The following is a 24841-nucleotide window of genomic DNA, read 5'->3' as shown; positions in this document are numbered from 1 at the left end:
ACAGTGCGATCTCGGTGCGAGGCTGGCATCGGCCCCTCATCACTCATGGTGAGGCTAGGTCCGGGTTACGAAACGGTCAAGATGGCGACTGCTCCTGACCGTTCGGTAGCAGCGGCGGCGCGGGTCGCGTCCGCCTCAGGAGGCAACACCGGTACGCAACAGCACCGGGACGCACCCGCGTCACTCCTCGCCGGAGTCGAGGTGGTCGTTCTCGAGGCCGACGGCGGACTCGTCGTCCTCGGCGGCCTCCTCGTCGAGCAGGGCGCGGACGACGCGGAGGGCCAGGCCCTCCGGATAGCCGCGGCGGGCCAGCATGCCCGCGAGGCGGCGCAGCCGGACCTGACGGTCCAGACCGCGGGTGGAGGAGAGCTTGCGCTCGACCAGGCGGCGGGCCGCCGCCTCCTCGTCGTCCGGATCGACCTCGGCCACGGCCTCGGCGACCAACGCGCTGTCGACGCCCTTGGCCCGCAGCTCCCCGGCCAGGGCGCGCCGGGCCAGGCCCCGACTGCGCTGCCGCTGCTCCACCCAGGAGCGTGCATAGGCCGCGTCGTCGATCAGCCCGACCTCGGTCAGCCGGTCCAGCACCTGCTCGGCGACCTCGTCGGGGATCTCCTTGCGCCGCAGCGCGTCGGCGAGCTGGCGCCGGGTGCGGGCCTGCCCGGTCAGCAGCCGCAGGCAGATGTCCCGGGCCCGGGAGGCGGGATCGGCCGCGGCCCCGACGGGCGCGTCCTCACCCGAAGCCTCGTCGGACGCCCCACCGGCCGCGTCCGCGGATCGTCGGCCGCCCCGTCGGTCGGACCGCCGCCCGCGTGCACCGCGCCCGGGCGCCGGCTTGTCGGAGCGAGCCTCGCCGAACGGGGCGTCGCCGAACCGGGCCTCGCCCGGCTGGGGCTCCGCCCCGGGGCTCGGCCTGGAGCCCGGGGCGGGGGCGAGGTCAGCCGGCGTTTCCGGCCAGCTGCCGCCGCCCCCGTGGGAGGACCAATCGCGCGGACCCCACGCGCTCTCGGTCGACGACGGCGTCACCGCGCTCAGGCCTTGACCTCCGCCGGGACGGCCTCGGCGGCCTTGGCCTTGCTGCCGCGAGCGGCGGGCGCCTTGGCGCCGGCGGCGGCGGCGGCGGCCGGAGCCTCACCGACGGCCGGAGCGGCCTCGGCCGGGGTGTCCAGCTTCGGGCCGACGCCCAGCTTCTCCTTGATCTTCTTCTCGATCTCGTCGGCCAGGTCCGGGTTGTCCCGCAGGAAGTTGCGGGCGTTCTCCTTGCCCTGGCCCAGCTGGTCGCCCTCGTAGGTGTACCAGGCGCCGGACTTGCGGATGAAGCCGTGCTCGACACCCATGTCGATCAGGCCGCCCTCGCGGCTGATGCCCTGGCCGTAGATGATGTCGAACTCGGCCTGCTTGAACGGCGAGGCCACCTTGTTCTTGACGACCTTGACGCGGGTGCGGTTACCGACCGCCTCCGTGCCGTCCTTCAGCGTCTCGATCCGGCGGATGTCGAGGCGGACCGAGGCGTAGAACTTGAGCGCGCGGCCACCCGTCGTCGTCTCGGGCGAGCCGAACATGACGCCGACCTTCTCACGCAGCTGGTTGATGAAGATCGCGGTGGTGTTGGTCTGGCTCAGCGCACCGGTGATCTTCCGCAGCGCCTGGCTCATCAGCCGGGCCTGCAGACCGACGTGGGAGTCGCCCATCTCGCCCTCGATCTCGGCGCGCGGCACGAGTGCGGCGACGGAGTCGATGACGATGAGGTCGACGGCGCCGGAACGGATCAGCATGTCCGTGATCTCCAGCGCCTGCTCACCGGTGTCCGGCTGGGAGACCAGCAGGGCGTCGGTGTCGACGCCGAGCTTCTTGGCGTAGTCCGGGTCGAGCGCGTGCTCGGCGTCGATGAAGGCGACGACGCCGCCGGCCTTCTGCGCGTTGGCGACCGCGTGCAGGGTCAGCGTCGTCTTACCGCTGGACTCGGGGCCGTAGACCTCGACGACGCGGCCGCGCGGCAGGCCGCCGACGCCGAGCGCCACGTCGAGGGCGATCGACCCCGTGGGGATCACCGCGATCGGAGCTCGGGCCTCGTCGCCGAGGCGCATGACGGAGCCCTTGCCGAACTGTCGCTCGATCTGTGCGAGGGCTGTCTCGAGGGCCCGCTCGCGATCGTTCGCTGCTGCCATGGGTGCCACCTTGGGGGTCTGTGCTGAACGCTTCATCACCGAAGACGCTAGCGCGCACCACTGACAAACGGCCCCCGTTGAGGGCAAGCCTGTGGATAACGTGCCGCAATCCAGTATAGGGAACGTGCGTTCGAATTTAAGTCAAGCGGTTATTTGTCTGCATTGTTCGCTTCTTCCCGTTTCTTCGGTCCAGCCTCCCGTCCGACTCGCGCATGATCAACCAGTTCGTACCGTCGGATGTAGGAGCCGGCGAACGCCTGCACCGTCGCCGTCACCGGAATTGCGATGAGCGCACCCACCGCGCCGAGCAGCGCCGCACCGACGATCACCGACCCGAACGCGACCGCAGGGTGGATCTCCACGGTCCGCGCGGTGATCCGCGGCTGCAGCAGGTAGTTCTCGACCTGCTGGTAGACGATCACGAAGACCAGGATCCACAGCGCGTACCAGGGGTTCACCGTGAGAGCGACCAGGATCGGCAGCGCGCCGGCCAGATAGGTGCCGATGGTCGGCACGAACTGCGAGACCACACCGACCCAGATCGCCAGCGCGGCGGCGTAGGGGATGCCCAGCAGTGCGAGGACCACGAAGTGCGCGACCGCGGAGCAGAAGGCGAGCAACGCGCGGGAGTAGAGGTAGCCGCCGGTCTTCTCGATGCCCACCTCCCAGGCCCGCAGCACCTCCTGCTGGCGGTGCGGCGGCAGCACCGAACAGACGACCCGCCGCAGCCGGGGCCCGTCGGCGGTGAAGTAGAAGGTGAACAGGGCGATGGTGAAGAGCTGGAAGACGCCGCCGAGGAGAGAGCTGGAGACGCCCCAGATGTTGTTGGCGGCCTTCTGTGCCCACTGCTCGACACTGCCCGCGTTGTTCAGCAGGGCCTGCTGGAGCTTGTCCATGGAGAAGTCGGTGCCGAAGGTGCTGTTGCACCGGTCGAGCGCCTCCTGCAGCAGGTGCGGCAGTTGCGTGGCCACCTGGCCGGCCTGGTCCACCAGGAGCGTCACCATCGCGGCGACGAAGCCGGCGGTGACGACGATCGTGACGAGGAACACCAGGAAGGTGGCGAGCCCGCGACGCATGCCACGGGCCGCCATCCGGTCCACGGCGGGTTCCATGGCCAGGGAGATCACGAACGAGACGAGCAGTGTCGCAAGGAATCCGGTCAGCTGGAGAAAGGCCCAACTGGCGAGCTGGAACAGCCCGACGAGCAGCAGCACGAGCACGACGGCGCGGGGCAGCCAGCGGGGCATGCCGCTCGGGCGCGGGCGGGCGGGGTCGACGACGGGATCGGGGGTCTGTTCACTGCTTGCCACGCGGACAGTCTTACGCAGACAGGTCGAATTCCGGCAAACGAGGCAGTTGCACCACCCAGGGGCGGATGCAACTACCGGCTCGACTCCGGGACTCCCATGCTGACGCAGACCGCGCGCCAGACGTCCTTCGCCTCCCAGCCCGCGGCCAGCGCCTCCTGGACGGTGCGGCCACCCAACTCCGTCATCACGTGGTCGGTGGCGAAGCTCTCCGCATAGCTCTCGCCGAAGTGGGCGTACATCCGCTTCCAGAACTCGGTCAGGCGCATGCGCCCAGTATCGCGTCCGCTCAGGCCGGTCCACGAAGATCGCGCAGAGTCAGCGCGGTGAGCGCGAGGGCGTAGCCGCGTGGCGCGGTGACGTCGATGCCGATCAACTCGCCCACGCGGGCCATCCGGTTGTCCACGGTGTTGGGGTGCAGGCCGAGCTCGCGCGCCGTCGCCCTGCGGTCCTGCTGGTGGGCGAGGTGGGCGCGCAGGGTGTCGAGGAGTTCGGGGCGGTCGGCGAGCGGGTCGAGCAGCGCGGCCAGGGGCGCGCTCGCCTCGTCGGAGCGCGAGAGGTGGTACTCGAGCAGCACGTCGTCGAGGTGGTAGACGCCGGGGCGACGTCCGAGCGCGCGGGTGAGCCGCAGCACCTCGCTCGCCGTGCGGCCCGCGGAGGCGATCCGCGGGCCGTCCGGCGCCGCGGCGGCGGCCAGCCAGACGTCGGCCTCGCAGGTGCGGCCCAGCCGCGCGGCCAGCGTGTCGGGCACCCGGGCCGGCTCCGCTCCGCGCGGGCCGAGGGCCTCGGCCGGCACCAGCGCGTACCCGCCCTCCGCCTCGGCGACGACGAGCACCTCCGTCTCGAAGGTCCGCTCCAGCACGGCCTGCACCCGTCGCAGCCGACGTCCGAGCGCGACGGAGGGCGGCTGCTCCGGCGAGTGCGTCCGGGGCGCCGCGACGTCGAAGGCGAGGACCAGCGCTCCGTGCTGCAGGCCGGCCTCCTCCAGGCGTCCGGGCAGCACCGGGAACCCGGCCAACAGTGCGCGGGCGAGCGTGCGGCGTTGCTCGCGCCGTTCCACGAGCAGCGCGGACTGCTCGACCTGGTAGCTCTCAGCGACCGCGCCGATCACCTCGGCCGAGCTGCCGAGCAGCAGGTCGGCGAGCTCGGCCAGGGCCGCCTCCTCCCCCGGCTCCGCCGCCGCACGCAGCGTGCGGAAGAGTGCGTGACGGCTGATCAGGTGCGTGCGCAGCAGCAGGTGCAGCGGCCAGCCCTCCTCGGCGCGCTGGGCCGCGCGCTCCTGGAACAGCCGGAACTCCTCGCCACGGCCGACCCGGTCCTCCCGGACCAGGGTGAAGAAGAGACGCAGGCCGTAGCGGACCGTGGCGGCCATCTCGGTGTGCTTCATGTCCTCCGGCAGCACCTCGTAGCCGGGGAAGACGGCGAAGTCCTCACGCGTGATCCGCCGCGCCAGCTCGTTGACCTGCCCCTCGCAGCGCGCGGCCAGCGCCCGCGCCTGCGGCGAGAGCGGCAGCTGGGACGCGCCCTCAGCCATCCTCGGCCATCCGTGCTCCTCCGACCCCTCTGTGACGCATCACAGTATGCGGGGCGGTCATGTGTGACGCCGTCCGTTGTCGCCGTCCGCCGACGGCAGGCAGGCTCCTTTGCACGCAGCGCGTGCAAGCAGGCAGGCATGATCGTGTGGAGGTACCTCGTGACCACCGTGACCCCGGACGCGGCCGACGGTCCCGCCGTCCAGGCCGACGGCTCCTCGGGCCGGGCCGTCCGGTCCGCCGGCTGGCGGGCCACCTGGCTGCTGCTGGCGTTCATGCTGGTCAACTTCGCCGACAAGACCGTCCTCGGGCTCGCCGCGACCCCGATGATGCACGACCTCGGCATCACTCACGCCCAGTACGGGCGCGCCGCAGCCGCCTTCTTCGCGCTCTTCAGCCTGGCGGCGTTCGGCGTCTCCGCGCTCACCCGCCGGATCAGTACCACGACGCTGCTGCTGGTGCTGGCGCTGCTGTGGTCCGTCGCGCAGCTGCCGATGCTGCTCGGCGCGGCCGGGTTCGGGACACTGGTGGCCACCCGTGTGCTGCTCGGCGCGGCGGAGGGGCCCGCGTTCCCGGTCGCCACCCACAGCCTCTACACCTGGTTCCCGGACCGTGAGCGCAGCCTGCCGACGGCGGTGCTGGGCCTCGGCTCGGCGGCCGGGGTCGCCGTCGCCGCGCCGCTGCTCACGGCCGTGATCAACGGTGCGGGCTGGCGCTGGGGCTTCGGCGCGGTGGGCGTGGCGGGCCTGGCCTGGGCCGTGGTCTGGCTGCGGCTGGGGCGCGAGGGCCCCGAGTCGATCCGCGGCGAGGCGGCATCACGGGCCCTCCCGCCCACCGCTGCGGCGCTGCCGCTGCGGCGGATCCTGCTGACGGGCACCTGGATCGCCTGCTCGCTCGGCGCCTTCGCCTCCTACTGGGCCACCGTCTCCTCGCTCACCTGGGGTGCGGACTACCTGCGCAACGTCGCCAAGCTGACGGCGACGCAGACGGGCCTGGTCACCATGGGCACGGGGCTCAGCTCCGCGCTGGCCGTCACGGGCTTCGGCCTGCTCGCCCAGCGCTCGCGTCTGGGCGGCGGGACGTTCACCGCCCTGTCGCGCTGGACCGGTACCGCGGCGGTGGTCGCGGCGGTCTCGGGCGCGGGGTTCGCGCTGACCGACTCGGTGCCGCTCAAGATCGTCCTCGCGGTCGGGCCGTGCGTGCTCTCCACCATCATGCTGATCCTCGCGCAGACGGCGGTCGCCCGGATCACGCCGCCGGACCGCCGGGGTGTCGTGCTGGGCGCGACGGCCTTCGTCTACTCCCTCGCCGGGGTCCTCTCACCGCTGGTCGTGGGCTCGTTGACGACGGGCAGTCACCTGGCGGCCGGCTACCGCGAGGCCTACCTGCTGAGCGCCGCGATGGTCGGCGTCACGGGCGTCCTGGTGGCCCTGCTGGTCCGCCCGGAGCGGGACGCCGACCGGCTGGGCGTCCCGTCCGACGCCCCCTTGGACGGGCCGCGCGCGGCGGGCTGACGGCGGTCTTCCCGCCCGCGCGGCCGACCTCGCCCTCAGGCCACCGCGCGGACCAGGGCCGTGACCGCGACGGCGACCACCACCACGAGCAGGAACGGTGCCCGCCGCCAGACCGCCACCCCGGCCGCGGCGAGGCCGGCGGCCCGGGCGTCCAGGGTCAGCCCGTGGGCACCCTGCCCGAAGGTCTGCAGCGCGGTCAGCGCGGCCAGCAGGGCGACGGGCGCAAGCGCGGCGAACCTCCGAACGGCGGCCCGGTCCAGCAGGCCCGTCGGGACGGAGAGGCCGAGCAGCTTCAGGCCGTAGCAGCCCACCGCGGTGCCCAGGATCGCCAGCCAGGTCGTGTTCATCGTCCGTCCTCCCGTGCCTGCTCCTGCTGCTGCTCCTGCGCCTGGTGCCGAGCCTGCTCCTGCGCCTGCCGTCGCGGTCCGAGCAGCAGCACGGCCGGCACGGCCGCGAGCGCGATCAACACCGGGACGCCCGCCGGGACCAGTGGCACGGCGACCAACGCCAGCACCGCGCCGACCAGCGCGGTCGCCCGCTCCGCGCCGCCCTCGCGCAGACGGGGGGCCAGCAGGGCGAGGAAGACCGCGGGACCGGCCACGTCCAGTCCGTAGCGGGACGGGTCACCCAGCGCGTCGGCGCCCAGCGCCCCGGCCAGGGTCGTCGCGTTCCAGATCAGGTAGAGGCTGATCCCGGTGACCGCGAAACCGAGCCGCGCCGAGCGCCGGTCGGGTTGGACCAGCGACACCGCCGCCGTCTCGTCGATCACCGTCTGCGCCGCCAGGGGACGCACCCAGCGCGGCAGTTCCAACCGCTCCGCGAGGCGCAGCCCGTAGAAGGAGTTCCGCACCCCGAGGAACAGCGCGCCCACGACGGCGGCGAGCGGCGCGGCACCCGCGGCCAGCGCGCCGATCAGCGCGAACTGGCTGGCGCCGGTGAAGACCAGCAGGCTGAGCGCGCAGGTCTGCCACACCGTCAGGTGGGCGGCGGTCCCGGCCACGCCGAAGGCGACGCCGGAGACCCCGACCGCCACGCCGACCCCGAGCGAGTCCCGAATCACGGCGCGGTCGGTCCGAGCGCTCGCGGTCGTGCTGGTGGTCGTGGTGGAGGTCGGTGGGGGCGGGGTGGTCGTGGATGGGTGAGCGGGTGCCGTCATGCGGCTCATGCTGCCGGTGCAGGCCCGCCTGTTTCTTGTACGTTCTTGCGCGCCCGCCGGTAGGCGCCGGGCGGGACGCCGACGATCCGCCGGAAGTGCCGGGTCAGGTGCGCCTGGTCGACGAAGCCCACGGCCACAGCCGCGTCGGCCGGTGCGACACCCGCGTCGAGCATCGTGCGCGCGGTCCGCACCCGGTACTGCGTGAGCCACGCGTGCGGCGGCAGCCCGTAGGCCTCCCGGAAGGCCCGCAGCAGCGGGAACGGTCCCGTCCCGACAGCGGCGGCGAGCTGCTCCAGGGTGGGCGGCGCCTCCAGCCCGGACGCGAGCAGGTCCCGCGCGGTGCGGGCGGCGTCGCGCCCGGCCGCGGGCAGGTCGCGGACCAGCCGCTGTGAGGAGTGCAGGCGCACGGCGCGCGCGAGCGCGAGGCGCAGGAAGGTCCCGGCGGCCAGCGCCTGGTTCTGCTCGGCGGCCAGATGGGTCCGCAGAACGAGCCGGGCGAGCTCGTCGTCGTGCACGACCGCCGTCCCGAAACCGGGGGCGCCGGGTGTGGCACCCAACTCGGCGGCGACGGCGACGACCTGCTCGGCGCTCGGATACAGCACCTGGTAGCTCCACCCGTCCGGCTCCCCCGCGTGCCCGGTGTGCACGCGGTCCGGCTCCACGAGGGCGACGCTCCCCGCCGGGGCGATCTCGAGCGCTCCGCGGTACTGGAAGGCCTCGACGCCCTCGGTGATGGCGGCGAGCACGTAGGTGTCGTGGGTGTGCTTGCCGAAGGTGTGGTGCACGTAGTGCGCCCGCAGCAGGTCCACGCCCGGCAGCGCGGGATGCTGCCAGTAGTGTGCGCGCTCTTCGCCCATGACATCACCCTCCCCTCCAGGAAGACTCCCACGCCACCGGAGAGCGGTGCTGAAACGTCCGCCATGCAGAGCCCGAGCGGCACGGGGCTCTGCTGATGTGCGGCTCCTCCGTGTGGGCGCGACCGGTCAGGGCCGTGCTCCCGCAGGTGGTTGCCACCCCAAGGGGCACGAGGAACTGCGCGAGCAACCCTCCGGGGGCGGATGGCCCTGTCCGCTCGGGATCTCAAGGCCGTGGGTGGCCTGTCGCGCAGTTCCTCGCGCCCCTGGCGGCTGCGCCGCCGGAGGGTGCAACTGGGCCTCAGTGCCCAGCGATCGCGCTCTCGTGGAGGTCGCGGCGGCGGATCGTCGCGAAGGCGATCGCCGAGGCGAGGGCCGCGCAGATCGCGCACAGCGTGAGGACGTCGGAGAGCCCGTGGACGAAGGACGCCCGTGCCGCCTCCGCGACAGCCGTCCGCAGCGGGCCCGCGGTGCGGGCGACCTGGTCGCCCGCACCCGCCGCGACCGCCTCCCGCGCCGACGCGGGGAGCGACGGGACCGCCGCCGCGAAGAGGTCGCCGACGCGGTGCTGGAAGAGCGCGCCGAACCCGGCGATGCCGATCGCGATGCCGACCTGCTGGAACGTCTCGCCCATGCCGGCCGCCATACCGGCCCGCGCAGGCTCCGCGACGCCGATGGAGAGCGACGCGCGGGGCGGGTTGAACATGCCCATCCCGGCGCCGGTCAGCAGCATGCTGGGCAGCATCGCGGTCCAGTCGCTGTGCACGTCGATCAACCGCATCGCGAAGAGCCCGCCGGCCATCAGGGCCATCGCGGTGCCGACGAGGAGCCGCGGCGGGACCGCCACCGTCAGGCTGCCGGTGACCGCCGCGACGACGAACAGCATCAGCGTCAGCGGCAGGAAGCGCAGGCCCGCCTGCCACGGCGTCGCGCCGAGGACGTTCTGGACGTAGGAGACCTCCAGGAAGATCGACGACATGCCGGCCGCGTTGCCGAGCAGCGTGGCCGCGGAGATGCCGTTGAAGGTGCGGTTGCGGAAGAGCGCGAGGTCCAGCATCCCGGCGGCACCGAGCCGCCGCTCGACCAGGACGAAGACGGCGAGCAGCGCGACGGATCCGGCGAGGAGGGAGAGAATCAGCGGGCTGGTCCAGCCCTCCGCCTCGCCGCGCAGGAAGCCGAGGACGAGCGCGCCGAGGGCGACGGAGAAGAGGCCCAGGCCTGCCCAGTCGACGCCGTGGGTGCCGGGTTCGCGGGACTCGCGGATCCGAAGCGAGCTCAGGACGATGGCGACGACGCCGATCGGGACGTTCACCAGGAAGATCCACCGCCAGCCGACGCCGCTGGTCAGTGCACCGCCGATGAGCGGGCCGAAGGCGATCGCGAGGCCGGAGACGCCACCGAAGACGCCGAAGGCCATGGCCCGGTCCTTGCCGCGGAACTCGTGGCCCAGCAGGGCCGGTCCGACGGCGAAGAGGACGGCCGCGCCGACACCCTGGAGGCCGCGGGCGAGGTTGAGGGTCAGCACGTCCGGGGTGAGGCCGCAGAGCAGGGAGGCGGCGGTGAAGACGGCGAAGCCCGCGATGAAGACGCGCTTGCGACCGAGCCGGTCGGCGAGCGAGCCGCCGGTCAGCAGGAAGGCGGCGAGGGTCAGCGCGTAGGCGTCGAGGACCCACTGGAGGCCGGAGAAGTCGGCGTGCAGGGCGTTGCGCAGGTCGGGCAGGGCTACGTTCACGACGGTCAGGTCGAGCATCAGCATGAACGTCGCGATCGAGACGATCGCGAGCGTCCAGCCCCGGCCCGGGGCACGCTCGCCCGGCGCGGGCGCGGGCGCGGCGAGAGCGGTTGTGCCGACGGTGTCGACGGTTGCGGACATGGGTGTCCCCCTGGACGAGCGGAAGAGGTGGCAGATGGCGCGATGCACCGAAAAAGGGCAGGTCAAGGCCCGGACAAGAACGCGAGTCTTTACTCGCATTTCCTGTTCACGAGATTACGAGTGATTGCTCGCATTCGTCAACGGCCCTACCATCGGCAAGGTGACAGCCGAGACCTCGTCCCCCGTCGAACCGCCGGCCACCGAACGCCCGAAGCGGCGTCAGGCCCGCGGGGAGCGCCGGATCGCCCAGCTGCTGGAGGCCGCCGGCCAGGTCTTCGCCGAGTCCGGGTACGCGGCCACCACGACCAACGCCATCGCCGCACGGGCGGGCGTCTCCCCCGGCTCGCTCTACCAGTACTTCCCGAACAAGGACGCGATCGCGGCGGCCCTCGCGGAGTACTACGCCGACAACCTGGACGCGCTGCTCGCCCCGTTCGCGGTGCTGGACCCGTCCGTGGTCACGCTGGAGCAGGCACTCGCCGTCTCGCTCGGCCCGATCGTCGAGTTCCACCGGGTCAACCCGGCCTGCATCGTCCTCTTCGTCGGCGGCAGCGCGCCGGGTCACGTGATGGACCTCCAGGCGCCACTGATGGCACGCACCCACCAGCGGATCACGGCCCTGCTCACCCTCTACGGGCCGGACCTTCCCGCGACGCGACTGGAGCTCGGCGCGACGGTCATGCTCGCCGCGTACAAGGGCGTGCTGCCACTGCTGGTCGAGGCCCCGGAGGAACAGGTCCCGGCCCTGACACAACAGCTGCAGGACCTGTTCGTCGGCTACTTCGAACGGCTGCTCACCGTCTGAGGCCGGGTCACCGCACGTCGGCCAGGCCGTATCCGTAGTAGGGGCCGCCGGGGCAGTCCTTGCCCGTCGGACTGCGGGAGGGGCAGCCCAGCGGCATGGCCCGCTGCTCCAGCAGGCGCGCAAGCGCCGCGCCGCGGACGTCCGGGTGGCGGGCCGCCTCGACCGCGGCGACGCCGCTGACCGTCGCCGCCGCCATCGAGGTCCCGGCGAGGGCCGCGTAGCGGCCGCCCGGCCAGTCCGAGACGATGGCCTGCGCCACGCCGCCGTCCGGGTCGCCGCCCGGGGCGGCCAGCGCGATCTGGCCGGAGCCCCAGTTGGAGTAGGCCGCCAGGCTGCCGTCCGCGACGAGCGCGCTCACGTCGAGCACGCCGGGCAGGCCGCCGGGCAGGCGGATGCACTCCGCGCCCAGGTGCCGGATCGGGGCGGCGGCACCGTCCGCGCGGTCGTTCGGGCTGCGGTCGTCGATCCGCGCGCCGGCCAGGTCCTGACCGTCGTTGCCCGCCGAGGCGACCACCACGGCGCCCTTGTCCTGCGCGTACTTGACCGCGCGACCGACGGCGGCGGTGATGGCCGCCTGGTCCGCGTTCTCCGGGCAGTTGTACTTCCACGGGTCGGCGAAGTAGCTGTCGTTGATCACGGAAGCGCCGTGGTCGGCGGCCCACAGGAAGCCGCAGACGATGTTCTCGCCGTAGTACTGGCCGGCCTCGCCGAGCAGCCGCACCGCCGCTATCCGGGCGCCGGGCGCGACACCGACCACGCCGTCACCCGGACGGTCCGCGGCGATGATCCCGCTGACGTGCGTGCCGTGCCCGCTCTCGCCCAGCGAGGGGTCGGGCCGCCAGGCGCCCGCCCGGGTGTCCGGCGTGCCCGTCGCGCAGGACGTGGAACGGGAGGGGTCGACGGCGGCGTGCAGGTCCGGGTGGGTGTCGTCGACGCCCGAGTCCAGCACGGCGACGACCACGTCCTTCAGGGCGGCGCTGTCCGCGGCGGAGAGGCGGTCGCTCTCGCCGACCATCTGCTGGTTCCACTGGGTGCGGCCGTGCGGGTCGGCGGCGAGCGGGACGTCGTCGGCGGGGGCGAGGTCGCCGCCGGACGCGACGTCGCCGCCGCGCTTGGCGGACACCACGGAGGCCGTGCCCTGCGCCCCGCCGTAGGGCGTACCCACCCGCGGATCCGGCACCGGAGCGGTCCGGCTCGCACCGGCCGCGGCGATCCCGGGGTGCGCCCGGACCCGCGCGCCGAAGTCGGCGGCGGAGGCGTAGGCGAGGACGACACCGATCTGCGGGTACTCCTGGCCGACCATGCCCTCCTCGTCCCTGATCGCCTGGTCCGCTACGGCGACCCCACCGGAGTCGGCGCGGTCGGCGACCACGAGGTAGGCGAGGTACAGACGGCCGGTGCCGCCGACGTATGGCACGGCGCCACCCAGGAGCAGGGTCACCAGCGCCAGCACGACGGCGCACCGCGCCGTCGCCGATCGCAGGCCCTTCGCGGCACGCGCCACCAGGCCTCCAGAGGTCGTGGCGCGTGACCGCGCCCCGGGCGAGGGATGTTCCGACGATATGTACGGTTTGCCGGATTTCGCCCGTCGAGCTCCGCCAGCCGGGGGCCTTCAGGGGCGCAGCCCCAGGGGCGCGGGGAACTGCGCGACAAGCCACCCCGGGCAGTCCGATCCCGAGCGAGCAGGGCCGTCCGCCTGGGGAGGGTTCCTCACGCAGTTCCTCGCGCCCCTGGGGTCGCTGCAAGTGAAGGCCCGCGTTTGTCAGTCCCAGCGGGCACGATGGGCGCATGGCACGCGCAAAGCCCGCACCGTCCGCCCTGGAGAACTTCGGCGCGCCCACACGGGCGTGGTTCGAGGGGGCGTTCGACGCGCCCACCGGGGCGCAGGAGGGGGCGTGGCGGGCGATCGCGGCCGGGAGCGACGTGCTGGTCGTCGCGCCGACGGGCTCGGGCAAGACACTGGCCGCGTTCCTCTCCGCCTTGGACGGGCTCGCGTCCGCGCCGCCGCCCGCGGAGGCGAAGAAGCGCTGCCGGGTGCTCTACGTCTCGCCGCTGAAGGCGCTCGCGGTGGACGTGCAGCGCAACCTCCGCGCGCCGCTCACCGGCCTGCGGCAGGAAGCCACGCGGATGGGGCTGCCGGAGCCCGAGATCGAGGTGGCGATCCGCTCCGGCGACACCCCGCCGGCCGAGCGGCGGCGCTTCGCCACGCACCCGCCGGACATCCTGATCACCACCCCCGAGTCGCTCTTCCTCCTGCTCACCTCCAACGCCCGGGACGCCCTGCGCGGGGTCGAGACGGTGATCCTCGACGAGGTCCACGCCGTCGCGGGGACGAAGCGAGGCGCCCACCTCGCGCTCTCCCTCGAGCGCCTCGACGAGCTGCTGCCGAAGCCCGCCCGACGGATCGGGCTCTCCGCCACCGTCCGCCCGGTCGAGGAGGTCGCCCGCTACCTCTCCCCGGGCCGCAGCACGACGATCGTCCAACCGCCGTCGGAGAAGCAGTTCGACCTCTCCGTCGTCGTCCCGGTCGAGGACCTGGGCGAGCTCTCCGGCGGTCGGGGTACCCACGGCACGCCCGAGGAGGACCCGCAGCAGGCCGCCTCCATCTGGCCGCACGTCGAGGAGAAGATCACCGATCTCGTGCAGGCGCACCGGTCGACGATCGTCTTCGCCAACTCCCGCCGTCTTGCCGAGCGGCTGTGCAACCGGCTCAACGAGATCGCCGTCGAGCGCGCCGCGGGCGAGGCGCTCCCGGCCGCCCACGCGCCCGCGCAGCTGATGGCGCAGGCGGGGGCGAACAAGGCCGCACCGCCCGTCCTCGCCCGCGCACACCACGGCTCGGTGTCGAAGGAGCAGCGCGCCGAGGTCGAGGAGCAGCTGAAGTCCGGCCGGCTGCCGGCCGTCGTCGCCACCTCCAGCCTGGAGCTCGGCATCGACATGGGCGCGGTCGACCTGGTGGTGCAGGTCGAGTCGCCGCCGTCCGTCGCCTCGGGGCTGCAGCGCGTCGGCCGCGCCGGACACCAGGTCGGCGCGGTGTCGACCGGCGTCGTCTTCCCCAAGTACCGGGGGGACCTGGTCCAGTCGGCCGTCGTGACGGAGCGGATGCGCGCGGGGAAGATCGAGGCACTGCGGGTGCCGCGCAACCCGCTCGACGTGCTGGCGCAGCAGCTGGTCGCGATGACGGCCATGGACGAGTGGGACGTCGACGAGCTGCTCACGCTGGTCCAGCGCGCCGCGCCGTTCGCCGGGCTGCCGCGCTCCGCCTACGAGGGTGTGCTCGACATGCTCGCCGGGCGGTACCCGTCCGACGCCTTCGCCGAGCTGCGTCCCCGCATCGTCTGGGACCGCGTCACCGGCACCGTCACCGCCCGGCCGGGCGCCCAGCGGCTCGCCGTCACCTCCGGCGGGACGATCCCCGACCGCGGGCTCTTCGGCGTCTTCCTCGCCGGGGCCGACCCGAAGAAGGGCGGCGGTCGCGTCGGCGAGCTGGACGAGGAGATGGTCTACGAGTCCCGCGTCGGCGACGTCTTCACCCTCGGCACCAGCTCCTGGCGGATCGAGGACATCACCCACGACAAGGTGCTCGTCTCCCCCGCCCCGGGCGTGCCGGGCAAGCTGCCGTTCTGGCACGGCGACGCGCTCGGCCGCCCGCTGGAGCTCGGCCGCGCCGTCGGCGGGTTCCTGCGCGAGATCGCCGCACTGCCGACCGAGAAGGCCACCGGCCGCCTCGCCGAAGCCGGGCTGGACGCGTGGGCGGCGGGCAACCTGCTCGCCTACCTCTCCGAGCAGCGCCAGGCCACCGGCCACCTCCCCGACGACCGCACCATCGTGGTGGAGCGTTTCCGCGACGAACTGGGTGACTGGCGGATCGCTGTCCACTCCCCCTTCGGCGCGCAGGTCCACGCCCCGTGGGCGCTCGCGCTGGCCGCCCGGCTGAGCGAGCGTCACGGGCTGGACGCGCAGGTCATGCACGCCGACGACGGCATCGTGCTGCGCCTGCCGGACGCGGACCTGCTGGACTTCCCCGACCCGGAGGCCCCGCTCAAAGCCGGTGCCGCCGACGAGGCGCCCGTCGGCGCCGAGGCCGTCGTCTTCGACGCCACCACGATCGAACAGACCGTCACCGACCAGGTCGGCGGCTCCGCGCTGTTCGCCTCGCGCTTCCGCGAGTGCGCCGCCCGGGCGCTGCTGCTGCCGCGCCGCAACCCGGGCCGCCGCACCCCGCTCTGGCAGCAGCGCCAGCGGGCCTCCCAACTGCTTTCCGTAGCCGCCGAGTTCGGGTCCTTCCCGATCGTGCTGGAGGCCGTCCGCGAGTGCCTGCAGGACGTCTTCGACGTCCCCGGGCTCGTCGAGCTGATGCGGGACATCGAGTCACGCCGGGTCCGCATCGTCGAGGTCACCACCCCCGAACCCTCGCCCTTCGCCCGCTCGCTGCTCTTCGGCTACGTCGCCCAGTTCCTCTACGAGGGCGACTCACCGCTCGCCGAGCGCCGCGCCTCCGCGCTCGCGCTGGACTCGCGGCTGCTCGCGGAGCTCCTCGGCCAGGCCGAGCTGCGCGAACTGCTGGACGAGAACGTGCTGGCCGAGCTGGAGGCGGAGCTGCAGCGGCTCACCCCCGACCGCCGCGTCAAGGACGTCGAGGGCGTCGCCGACGCGCTGCGCCTGCTCGGTCCGCTGTCCGACGCGGAGCTCGCCGAGCGCGGCGCCGAGGCGGGGTGGGCGCGCGAGCTCCAGGCCTCGCGGCGAGCGATCGAGGTGCGCATCGCGGGCGAGCAGCGCTGGGCCGCGATCGAGGACGCGGGCCGGCTGCGGGACGCCCTGGGCACGCCCCTGCCGGTCGGCGTCCCGGAGGCCTTCACCGAACCCGTCAAGGACCCGCTCGCCGACCTGCTGGCCCGCCACGCCCGCACCCACGGCCCCTTCGCGGCCGCCGACGCGGCCACCCGGCTGGGCCTCGGCCCGGCCGTCGTCCTCGGCACCCTGCAGCGCCTCGCCGCCACCGGCCGCGTCGTCCAGGGCGAGTTCCGCCCCGGCGGCTCCGGCACCGAGTGGTGCGACGCCGAGGTCCTGCGCCGCCTGCGCCGCCGCTCGCTCGCGGCGCTGCGGCACGAGGTCGAGCCGGTGCCACCGCGGGCCCTGGCGGCGTTCCTGCCGCAGTGGCAGCACCTCGGCGGAGGGAACCGGCTGCGCGGCGTGGACGGGCTGCTGCGGGCCGTCGAGCAGCTCCAGGGCACTCCCGTGCCCGCGTCCGCGCTGGAGCGGCTGATCCTGCCCTCCCGCGTCGCCGACTACAGCCCCGCGATGCTCGACGAGCTGACCTCCCAGGGCGAGGTCTTCTGGGCGGGTGCGGGCTCCCTGCCCGGCAAGGACGGCTGGGTCGCCCTGCACCCGGCGGACGCCGCCCCGCTGCTGCTGCCGGAGGCGCTGCCGCTGGAGCTCACCCCCCTGCACTACGCGGTCCTCGCGGCGCTGGCGCCGGGCTACGGGCTGTTCTTCCGTCAGCTGACGGAGGAGGTCGCGCGGCAGCTGCCCGGGGCCGAGACCTCGCCGACTGAGCTCGCCGCGGCCCTGTGGGACCTGACCTGGTCGGGCCGGATCACCAACGACACCCTCGCCCCGCTCCGCGCGGTGCTCGGCTCCGGCCGCACCCCGGGCGCGACGGCCCACCGTGCCCCGCGCGCGACCCCGCGCGCCCGCTACGGCGTCGCCCGCCCCATGCCGCGCGTCCCGCAGCTGCCGACGACGGCCGGCCGCTGGTCGCTCCTGCCCGCGGCGGTCACCGACCCGACGCAGCGCGCCCACGCGCTCGCCCAGACGCTGCTGGACCGCCACGGCGTCGTCACCCGCGGCGCGGTCCAGGCCGAGCGGGCGCCGGGTGGCTTCGCCGGCGTCTACCGGGTCCTGTCCGCCTTCGAGGACACCGGCCGCACCCGCCGCGGCTACGTCGTGGACGGCCTCGGCGCCGCCCAGTTCGCCTCCGACGGCGCGATCGACCGGCTGCGCGCGGTGAGTACCGCGCTGGACCGGCGCGCGGAGGGCGGTGCCGAGGAGGCACCGCAGGCGGTGGTCCTCGCGGCGGCCGACCCGGCGAACGCCTACGGCGCGGCGCTGGGGTGGCCGGAGCCACCGGGCGGTGGCGGCGCGTCGGCCCACAAGCCGGGCCGCAAGGCGGGCGCGCTGGTCTCCCTGGTGGACGGCGAGCTGGTCGCCTACGTCGAACGCGGGGGCAAGACACTCCTCACCTGGGCGACGGATCCGGTCCGCCTCGGCCACGCGGCGACGGCGCTGGTCCGGGCCGTGCACGAGGGAGCGCTGCGGGACCTGGTCGTGGAACGCATCAACGGCGAGCCCGCGCTCACGTCCTCGCTCGGCCCGACGCTCGAAGCCGCAGGCTTCGTCCCGACACCGCGGGGGCTCCGCGTCCGGGGCTGAGCCCCACCGCCCGTCGCAAGCGCGGCCGCAGGCATCCCGGCCCACCCCGCCCCCTCCACCCGCACCACACCCCGAAGGCCCCGGCCGGTCGCCCGGCACGCCGCCCCAGACCGGCGACCACCCGCCCCGAGACCGAAGCCCGGCTCCGCCCCCAGCGCCGAGGCCCACAGGCCGGTGGCCCGGCACGGCGCCAGAGACCGAAAGCCCCCCGAGGCCGAAGCCGGGCCCTCCACCCGCGCCACGCCCCGAATGCCACAGGCCGGTCGCCCGGCACACCGCCGCAGACCGGCGACCACCCGCCCCGAGACCGAAGCCCGGCTCCGCCCCCAGCGCCGAGGCCCGCAGGCCGGAGGCCCGGCACGGCGCCAGAGACCGGAAGCCCCCGGCCCCGAGGCCGAAGCCGGGCTCCGCGCGCAGCGCCGAGGGCCAGGGCCGCAGGCCCGCAGGCCCGGGGGCCGTCACGCGGTTTCGCGCGTGGCGGCGCTCGCGGCCCGGCTGAGGCGCTCGGCCAGGTGGGCCAGGTGGTGCCTGAGCTCGGGCGGCTCCAGGACCTCGAAGTCCACTCCCTTGAGCGCCACATGCACCGCCAGCTCGTCCAGTGACGACGCCCCCGCGTGGAACAGGCAGGTGGACTCACCCTCCGGCTCCAGCCGGCCCGCCGTCGGCGAGGTCCGTTCGGCGACCTGCTCCAGCGGGGCGAAGAACCGGATCGTCGCCTGGAAGCGGTACGGGCTGGAGGTGAGACGGTCACCCAGGTAGGCGTTCAGGTCCTCGGCCGGTGCCGGTCGAGGCGTGAAGCGGGCGCCCGGTTGCAGTGAGCCGTCCACCCGGTCGACGCGGAAGGTGCGCCAGTCGTCACGGTCGAGGTCGAAGGCGAGCAGGTACCAGCGGCGGCCGGTGGGGACCAGGCGGTACGGCTCGACCCGCCTGGTGCGGCCCTGGTAGCTGAAGCGGACGCCCTCATGGGCCCGGCACGCGCCGGCCAGCGCCGCGAGGAGATCGGGGGCGACGCTCGGCCCGCCGGGCGCCGTCAACGGCTGCACCGCCGCCTGGATGGCGCTGACGCGGTAGCGGAGCCGTGCGGGGAGCATCTGCTCCAGCTTGGCGAGCGCCCGCAGCACGCTCTCCTCGTTGCCGGTCACGCAGCCCGCCGCCGAGGCCCGCAGGCCGACCGCCACGGCGACCGCCTCGTCGTCGTCCAGGAGCAGCGGCGGCAGTGCCGCGCCGACGCCGAGCCGATAGCCGCCCGCGGTACCGGTCGTGGACTCGACGGGGTAGCCGAGGTCCCGCAGCCGGTCGACGTCGCGGCGGATCGTCCGGGTGGTGACGCCCAGCCGGGAGGCCAGCTCGGCGCCGGGCCAGTCGGGCCGTGACTGGAGCAGGGAGAGCAGACGCAGCAGCCGTGCCGAGGTCTCCAGCAAGGTCCCGAAATCCCTTCGACTCCTCCGGTCCCTTGAGGACCGGACCTGTCCGCAACGGGTCCTAGTGTCTCTTCTGCCGCCCAGGAAGGACGGCGGAACAACGGATCTGCGAATGGGGAACGCGATGATTCTGGTCACCGGAGCCACGGGCAACGTCGGCCGCAACGTGCTGGAGCAGCTGGTCGAGCAGGGCCACTCGGTCCGCGCGCTGAGCCGGGCCCCGCAGGACTCCGCCTGGCCGGCCGAGGCGGAGGTCGCCACCGGGGACCTCGCGGACACGGCCTCGCTGGAGCAGGCGCTCACCGGTGTCGAGACGGTGTTCCTGTTCGCCGTGCCGGGCGCGACCGCGGGCTTCGTCGCGGCGGCCGAGAAGGCCGGCGTCCGCAAGGTCGTGCTGCTCTCCTCCGGCGCGGTCGACGACGACGCCGAGGCGCAGAGCGACCTGATCGCCGCCTACCACCACGAGGCGGAGCAGGCGCTCCGCGGCTCCTCGCTGGAGTGGACCTTCCTGCGGCCGCAGGTCTTCGCCGCGAACACGCTGATGTGGGCCGGCCAGACCAAGGCCGGGGACGTGGTGCGTGGCGCCTACGCCGAGGCCGCGTCTGCGCCGGTCCACGAGGCGGACATCGCCGCTGTCGCGGTGGCCGCGCTCACCCAGGACGGGCACGGCGGGCAGATCTACTGGCTGACGGGACCCGAATCGCTGACCCACGCCGACCAGGCGCGGATCATCGGCGAGGCGTTGGGTCGCCCGCTGAGCTACCAGGAGCTGCCGGTGGAGGCCGTGCGGCAGGCCCTGAGTGCCCACGTGCCGGCGCCGATCCTGGACGCGATGCTCACCCTGTGGGCCGGCTCCGTCGGCCGGCAGGTCCCGACCACGGCGGACATCGAGAAGGTGACCGGCCGTCCGGCGCGGAGCTTCCACTCCTGGGTGCGCGATCACGCCTCCGCGTTCTGAGGCTCCTGCGGCGGGACCTGTTCCGTCGGGGCCGCGTGGCGATCGCGCCGCGCGGCCCACGGGCGCGCGTGGACGGGTAGCAGGCTCACGTTCCAGCCGCCCGCGAACAGCAGGCCGACCCCGGCCGTCTCACGGCCGGTCAGCGCGCCGGTGAGGAGCAGCGCCCATGCGGCGGCGCTGAGCACCGCGCACAGCGCCCAGACGAGCGGCCTGCGCCGGGGTATCGAGAGCATCGATCTCCTCCCGCACGGGGAACGGAACCAGCCTCAGCGTATGCGTGCGCAGCAAGAACAGCCCCTCCCCTGGGCCACACGGGGCTCGGGAGAGGGGCTGACACGACGCGGCAGCGGTTACGCCGCGACGACGTCCATCGCGCTGGACTTGGGCACCAGCGAGGGCACACGCTCGGCCGGCGGTACCGGCACGGGCTCCAGCAGGGCCGGACGGACCGCCTCACCGGCGGCCAGCTCGGCCAACGAGAGCTCGTCGCTGACCTCTCGCATGACCTCGGACATGCGCACGTCCAGGGCGTCACAGATCGCGGAGAGCAACTCGGACGAGGCCTCCTTCTGTCCGCGCTCGACCTCCGAGAGGTAGCCGAGCGAGACCCGCGCGGCAGCCGACACCTCGCGCAGGGTGCGGCCCTGGCGCTGGCGCTGCCGACGCAGCACGTCACCCAACAGACGACGGAGCAGGATCATCGGTTGCTCCCTCCTTGGACCGCGGCTCGGAACCTCACAGCCCCACCGTACCGCCTGCCCCGCATCACGTGCGGGGAGCCTGGTCGTGTTCACTCTGGGCTGCATCCATGGCCCCTCCCCTGTTGTTCGCGGTATCGTCCGCGAATCTTTCCGGCCCATCCCTTGTGTTCTTCCCGGTGGGAACGGCGTTCCTAACCCACCGGTTTGCCCTCCAGTACGCTGACGAGCAAGTCCACGGCGGCCGAAACCGCCTTGCGTCGGATTGTGGCACGATCCCCTGACAGGCGTAGGGCAGAGACGGATTCTCCACTCTCCCCGGCGGGGGTGGTCCATGATGCGGCCACGAAGACCGTGCCGACCGGCTGACCGTCCTGCGGGTCCGGTCCTGCCACGCCCGTCGTCGCGAGCGCAAAATGCGCACCCATCAGCAGACGGACGCCGCGGGCCATCGACGCGGCGACGTCCGGGTCGACCGCGCCGCGCGCGGCCAGCAACTCCGGATCCACCCCGAGGACGGAACCCTTGAGCTCGGTGGCGTAAGCGGTGACCGAGCCGCGGAACGCCTTGGAGGCGCCCGGCACGGCCACGAACTCCGCCGCCAGCAGGCCGCCGGTCAGCGACTCCGCGACGGCGAGGGTCGCGCCCACGCGGACCAGCTCCGCGAGCGCCCGCTCGGCGCTCACGCCGCCGGCTGCCCGGCGCGTGCCGCCAGGCCCGCACGACGCAGCACCAGCGCCTGGCGCACGTAGTCGAGGCCGCTCACCACGGTGAGCAGGACGGCGACGCCCATCAACCACCAGCGTGCCGACGCCAGCGGGCCCGTCAGCACCAACACGTACATGCCGACCGCGATTCCCTGGGTCAGCGTCTTGATCTTGCCGCCGCGGCTGGCGGGGATCACGCCGAAGCGGATCACCCAGAAGCGCATCAGGGTGATGCCGATCTCCCGGACCAGGATCACCACCGTCACCCACCAGGCCAGATCGCCCAGCACGGAGAGGCCGATCAGGGCCGTACCCATGATCGCCTTGTCGGCGATCGGGTCGGCGATCTTGCCGAAGTCGGTGACCAGACCCATCCGGCGGGCCAACTCGCCGTCGAAGAGGTCGGTGATCATCGCGATCGCGAAGGCGGCCCACGCGTAGGCGCGCCACTTCGGGTCGTGTCCGCCGTCAGCGAACAACAGCGCCGCGAAGATCGGGACGATCACCAGACGGAGCATCGTCAGCAGGTTCGGGATGTTCCACAGTCCCGCCTGACCGCCGGTGTCACCGGGCTCCGAGGCCGGAGGAGCGCCGGTGCCGGTTCTCGCGACCCCGCCCCCCGAGGTCTGATTCACGCTCGCGCTCCGACCGGCCCGGTCACCTCGGCGTACAGGTCGACGCCCTCGCTCGCGGTGACCTTCGCCTCGACGAAGTCGCCCGGTGCGAGGTCCTCGACGTCGCCGAGCAGGATCGTGATCCCGTCGGTCTCCGGCGCCTGGTGCGCGCCGCGGCCGATCACGCCGTCCTCGCCGTCGTTGGACTCGACCATCACCCGGATCGTGCTGCCGATCCGCTGCTCGGCCCGCTGCGAGGTCAGCTCCTCCGCGAGGCGGCTGAAGCGCGCGAGGCGCTCGGCGACCTCGTCCTCGGGGAGCTTGCCGTCGTAGCCGGCGGCCTCGGTGCCCTCCTCGTCGGAGTAGCCGAAGACGCCGATGGCGTCGAGACGCGCGCCCGTGAGGAAGCGTTCCAGCTCGGCCAGGTCGTGCTCGGTCTCGCCGGGGAAGCCGACGATGAAGTTCGAGCGGACCCCCGCCTCCGGCGCCTTGGCCCGGATCTGGTCCAGCAGGTCCAGGAAGCGGTCGGTGTCGCCGAAGCGGCGCATGCGGCGCAGCACGTTCGGCGCCGAGTGCTGGAACGAGAGGTCGAAGTAGGGCGCGACGTTCTCGGTGGAGGTCAGCACGTCGATCAGGCCCGGCCGCATCTCCGCGGGCTGCAGGTAGCTGACCCGCACGCGCTCCACGCCCTCGACGGCGGCGAGCTCCGGCAGCAGGGTCTCCAGCAGGCGGATGTCGCCGAGGTCCTTGCCGTAGGACGTGTTGTTCTCGCTGACCAGCATGACCTCGCGGACGCCCTGCTCGGCGAGCCACCGGGTCTCGTTCAGCACGTCCGAGGGACGGCGGGAGACGAAGCTGCCGCGGAAGGCCGGGATCGCGCAGAAGCTGCAGCGGCGGTCGCAACCGGACGCGAGCTTGACGCTCGCCACCGGGTTGTCGTCGAGGCGGCGGCGGAGCGTGCGCGGGCCGGAGGCGGGCGCGAGGCCCTCCGGCAGGTCGTCGATCTTCTGCTCGGGGGTCTCGCCGTGGCCGGGGATCGCGACGTCGTCCTTGGCGGACTGGCGGTCGGCGGGCGAGAGCGGCAGCAGCTTGCGGCGGTCGCGCGGGACGTGCGAGATGTGCTTCTCGCCGGAGAGGATGGTCTGCAGACGCTCGGTGATGTCCGCGTAGTCGTCGAACCCGAGCACGGCGTCGGCCTCGGGCAGCGCCTCGGCGAGCTCCTTGCCGTAGCGCTCGGCCATGCAGCCGACCGCGACGACGGCCTGGGTGCGGCCATGACCCTTGAGGTCGTTGGCCTCCAGCAGGGCGTCGACGGAGTCCTTCTTGGCGGCGTCGACGAAGCCGCAGGTGTTCACGACGGCGACGTCCGCATCGGCGGCGTCGGCCACGAGCTCCCACCCGTCGGCCTCCAGCCGCCCGGCGAGTTCCTCGGAATCCACCTCGTTGCGGGCGCATCCAAGGGTGACGAGAGCGACTGTACGGCGTTCGGGCATGTCGCCAAGGTTACCGAGGTTTTCCGGAAGCCTGAGCATTGGGCAGGAGAGAAGCCCAACAGGGGCGCGGGGAACTGCGCGACACGCCACCGACGAGCGGATGGTCCTGAACGTGCAGGGCCATCCGCCCCGGGTGGTTGCTCGCGCAGTTCCCCGCGCCCCTGATGGTGCAACCGCGCCGACTGCCGAAAGGTCAGCCGGCGACCGGGTCGCCCGGGGTGTAGGTCACGTTGACGACCTGGCCGTCGCCGCCGGCGGTGCCGAGGTCCTTGCCGTTGGCCCAGACGTGGACGCCGCCGGCGTTGCCGAAGACGAGCTTGAGCTGCTTGTTGTCCGTGAAGGTCTTGCTCTGCCCCTGGGCCAGATCGCCCTCGAAGACGACCTGGCCGGTTCCGTCCTTGACCATCATCCAGCTGTCGCCGTTCTGCGCCAGCAGCTTCACCGTGACCTTGCCGGCCGGGGCCGCCGCGATCGCGCTGCCCTTGACGGGGGCCGGGGAGGAGGACGGGAGGGTCGGGTGGAGGACGGGGCCGATCGAGGGGGTGGCCGCCGCGGAGGGGGTGTTCGCCGCCGCGGGGGTCGAGTGCGGACCCGACTGGGCGAGGTTGAAGCCGATCACGGCGACGACCACGACGATCGCGGCCACCATCGCCGCGGTCCAGTTCGGGCGGCGGCGCTCGGCCGAGATGCGGCGGTCGCCGACGTTCTCGAACAGCGGGACCTTGGCGTCCTGCGGCGCGCCGCCGTGGGCGGCGTCGTAGCGACGCACCAGCTCCTCGCCGTCGACGCCGACCGCGCGCGCCAGCGCGCGGATGTGGCCGCGGGCGTAGAAGTCGCCGCCGCAGCGGCTGAAGTCGTCCTCCTCGATGGCCTGCACGATCGGCACGCGGACCCGCGTGTCGGCGCTGACCTCGTCGACGGTCAGCCCGGCGGCCACGCGAGCGTTACCGAGCACCTGACCGATGGAGGGCTCGTTCGCGAGGGGTTCGGTCGATCCGGTGGCGGTCGTGCCGGTGGTCACAAGGGGCGCCTTTCGAACGTGGGCGGCCAGGCTTCTCAGGGGCTTCGCAAGGAAGTCGCGACCCCCCGGGAACGCCGTCGAAACACCAGTCTAGGGGGCGGGTCTGAGCCCCGCTCAACCGGGATTCGGCCGAAAGGGAAGCTCTGCGTCCTGATCGTTATCAGGACCTTCCGCGCACCGCTGAGGCACGTGTTGACGGAGTGTCGGAAGTCGACACGCAAAAGCGCGCACGATGGTTCCCGCCAGGTCCTGACAACGACCAGCAGAACCGAACGGATACGCGTACGCGCG

21 protein-coding genes are annotated in these 24841 nt (G+C 73.5%); 4 read left to right on the top strand and 17 right to left on the bottom strand.

Going from position 1 to position 24841, the window contains the following annotated elements:
* Window positions 1-180 precede the first annotated feature (180 nt).
* From BMY61_RS44050 to BMY61_RS09115, 5 genes are all read right to left on the bottom strand, one after another.
* Window positions 181-1023 carry a regulatory protein RecX gene (locus BMY61_RS44050; RefSeq protein WP_236655811.1) on the bottom strand — a complete coding sequence of 281 codons (843 nt, stop codon included), beginning with the start codon at window positions 1021-1023 and terminating at the stop codon, window positions 181-183.
* A gap of 5 nt (window positions 1024-1028) precedes the next feature.
* On the bottom strand, window positions 1029-2165 hold the full coding sequence (gene recA, locus BMY61_RS09130; RefSeq protein ID WP_042441878.1) for a recombinase RecA: 1137 nt from the start codon (window positions 2163-2165) through the stop codon (window positions 1029-1031).
* A 149-nt stretch (window positions 2166-2314) separates the two neighbouring features.
* Complete coding sequence (locus BMY61_RS09125; protein WP_042441879.1) at window positions 2315-3475, bottom strand: AI-2E family transporter; 1161 nt, start codon at window positions 3473-3475, stop codon at window positions 2315-2317.
* Window positions 3476-3546: 71 nt separating this feature from the next.
* The gene (locus tag BMY61_RS09120; RefSeq protein WP_042441880.1) at window positions 3547-3741 is read right to left on the bottom strand and encodes a DUF3046 domain-containing protein; all 195 of its coding nucleotides are present in this window, start codon (window positions 3739-3741) and stop codon (window positions 3547-3549) included.
* A gap of 20 nt (window positions 3742-3761) precedes the next feature.
* Window positions 3762-5006 (bottom strand): PucR family transcriptional regulator, encoded by a 1245-nt coding sequence (locus BMY61_RS09115; RefSeq protein ID WP_042441881.1) that lies wholly within the window; start codon window positions 5004-5006, stop codon window positions 3762-3764.
* A gap of 159 nt (window positions 5007-5165) precedes the next feature.
* On the opposite strand from BMY61_RS09115, the gene BMY61_RS09110 reads away from it, so the two are divergent.
* On the top strand, window positions 5166-6518 hold the full coding sequence (locus BMY61_RS09110; RefSeq protein ID WP_052438256.1) for an MFS transporter: 1353 nt from the start codon (window positions 5166-5168) through the stop codon (window positions 6516-6518).
* 35 nt (window positions 6519-6553) lie between these two features.
* Here BMY61_RS09110 and BMY61_RS09105 read toward each other — a convergent pair whose 3' ends face one another.
* From BMY61_RS09105 to BMY61_RS09090, 4 genes are all read right to left on the bottom strand, one after another.
* Window positions 6554-6865, bottom strand: coding sequence for an AzlD domain-containing protein (locus BMY61_RS09105; protein WP_042441882.1), 312 nt, complete (start codon window positions 6863-6865; stop codon window positions 6554-6556).
* The gene (locus tag BMY61_RS09100; RefSeq protein WP_143094246.1) at window positions 6862-7674 is read right to left on the bottom strand and encodes an AzlC family ABC transporter permease; all 813 of its coding nucleotides are present in this window, start codon (window positions 7672-7674) and stop codon (window positions 6862-6864) included. Before BMY61_RS09100 ends, BMY61_RS09105 begins: the two co-directional genes overlap by 4 nt.
* Before the next feature lie 5 nt (window positions 7675-7679).
* Complete coding sequence (locus BMY61_RS09095; protein ID WP_042441883.1) at window positions 7680-8531, bottom strand: AraC family transcriptional regulator; 852 nt, start codon at window positions 8529-8531, stop codon at window positions 7680-7682.
* Between the two features lie 298 nt (window positions 8532-8829).
* Window positions 8830-10401: an MFS transporter gene (locus tag BMY61_RS09090; protein WP_063773152.1), complete on the bottom strand. Its 1572-nt coding sequence runs from the start codon at window positions 10399-10401 to the stop codon at window positions 8830-8832.
* Between the two features lie 160 nt (window positions 10402-10561).
* On the opposite strand from BMY61_RS09090, the gene BMY61_RS09085 reads away from it, so the two are divergent.
* Complete coding sequence (locus tag BMY61_RS09085) at window positions 10562-11206, top strand: TetR/AcrR family transcriptional regulator (RefSeq protein ID WP_042442026.1); 645 nt, start codon at window positions 10562-10564, stop codon at window positions 11204-11206.
* 7 nt (window positions 11207-11213) lie between these two features.
* Here the strand turns inward: BMY61_RS09085 and BMY61_RS09080 are convergent, their stop codons facing one another.
* Complete coding sequence (locus tag BMY61_RS09080) at window positions 11214-12710, bottom strand: S8 family peptidase (RefSeq protein ID WP_052438257.1); 1497 nt, start codon at window positions 12708-12710, stop codon at window positions 11214-11216.
* Between the two features lie 284 nt (window positions 12711-12994).
* On the opposite strand from BMY61_RS09080, the gene BMY61_RS09075 reads away from it, so the two are divergent.
* Window positions 12995-17638, top strand: a complete 4644-nt coding sequence (locus tag BMY61_RS09075) for an ATP-dependent helicase (protein ID WP_042441884.1) — start codon at window positions 12995-12997, stop codon at window positions 17636-17638.
* Window positions 17639-18096: 458 nt separating this feature from the next.
* Here the strand turns inward: BMY61_RS09075 and BMY61_RS09070 are convergent, their stop codons facing one another.
* Complete coding sequence (locus BMY61_RS09070; RefSeq protein WP_042441885.1) at window positions 18097-19059, bottom strand: helix-turn-helix transcriptional regulator; 963 nt, start codon at window positions 19057-19059, stop codon at window positions 18097-18099.
* Between the two features lie 124 nt (window positions 19060-19183).
* On the opposite strand from BMY61_RS09070, the gene BMY61_RS09065 reads away from it, so the two are divergent.
* A complete protein-coding gene (locus BMY61_RS09065) occupies window positions 19184-20017 on the top strand; it encodes an NAD(P)H-binding protein (RefSeq protein ID WP_042442029.1) in 834 nt (277 codons plus the stop codon).
* On the opposite strand, the gene BMY61_RS09060 is transcribed toward BMY61_RS09065, so the two are convergent.
* From BMY61_RS09060 to BMY61_RS09035, 6 genes are all read right to left on the bottom strand, one after another.
* On the bottom strand, window positions 19999-20250 hold the full coding sequence (locus BMY61_RS09060; protein ID WP_042441886.1) for a hypothetical protein: 252 nt from the start codon (window positions 20248-20250) through the stop codon (window positions 19999-20001). The two genes, BMY61_RS09065 and BMY61_RS09060, sit on opposite strands and share 19 nt — an antisense overlap.
* A gap of 117 nt (window positions 20251-20367) precedes the next feature.
* The gene (locus tag BMY61_RS09055) at window positions 20368-20718 is read right to left on the bottom strand and encodes a helix-turn-helix domain-containing protein (RefSeq protein ID WP_042441887.1); all 351 of its coding nucleotides are present in this window, start codon (window positions 20716-20718) and stop codon (window positions 20368-20370) included.
* Between the two features lie 191 nt (window positions 20719-20909).
* Entirely contained in the window at window positions 20910-21401 is a 492-nt protein-coding gene (locus BMY61_RS09050; RefSeq protein ID WP_042441888.1) for a CinA family protein, read from the bottom strand.
* Window positions 21398-22057, bottom strand: a complete 660-nt coding sequence (gene pgsA, locus BMY61_RS09045) for a CDP-diacylglycerol--glycerol-3-phosphate 3-phosphatidyltransferase (RefSeq protein WP_075003825.1) — start codon at window positions 22055-22057, stop codon at window positions 21398-21400. The genes BMY61_RS09050 and pgsA overlap by 4 nt, the downstream gene beginning before the upstream one ends.
* Complete coding sequence (rimO, locus tag BMY61_RS09040) at window positions 22054-23529, bottom strand: 30S ribosomal protein S12 methylthiotransferase RimO (RefSeq protein WP_042441889.1); 1476 nt, start codon at window positions 23527-23529, stop codon at window positions 22054-22056. The genes pgsA and rimO overlap by 4 nt, the downstream gene beginning before the upstream one ends.
* Window positions 23530-23722: 193 nt before the next feature.
* Window positions 23723-24550 (bottom strand): helix-turn-helix domain-containing protein, encoded by an 828-nt coding sequence (locus BMY61_RS09035; RefSeq protein ID WP_042441890.1) that lies wholly within the window; start codon window positions 24548-24550, stop codon window positions 23723-23725.
* Window positions 24551-24841: the final 291 nt, after the last annotated feature.

The organism is Streptacidiphilus jiangxiensis, from assembly GCF_900109465.1.
In the GTDB taxonomy this organism is placed as follows: Bacteria; Actinomycetota; Actinomycetes; order Streptomycetales; family Streptomycetaceae; genus Streptacidiphilus; species Streptacidiphilus jiangxiensis.
The sequence above is the reverse complement of the archived record's forward strand: the minus strand, read 5'-3'. Positions and strand labels throughout refer to the sequence as shown.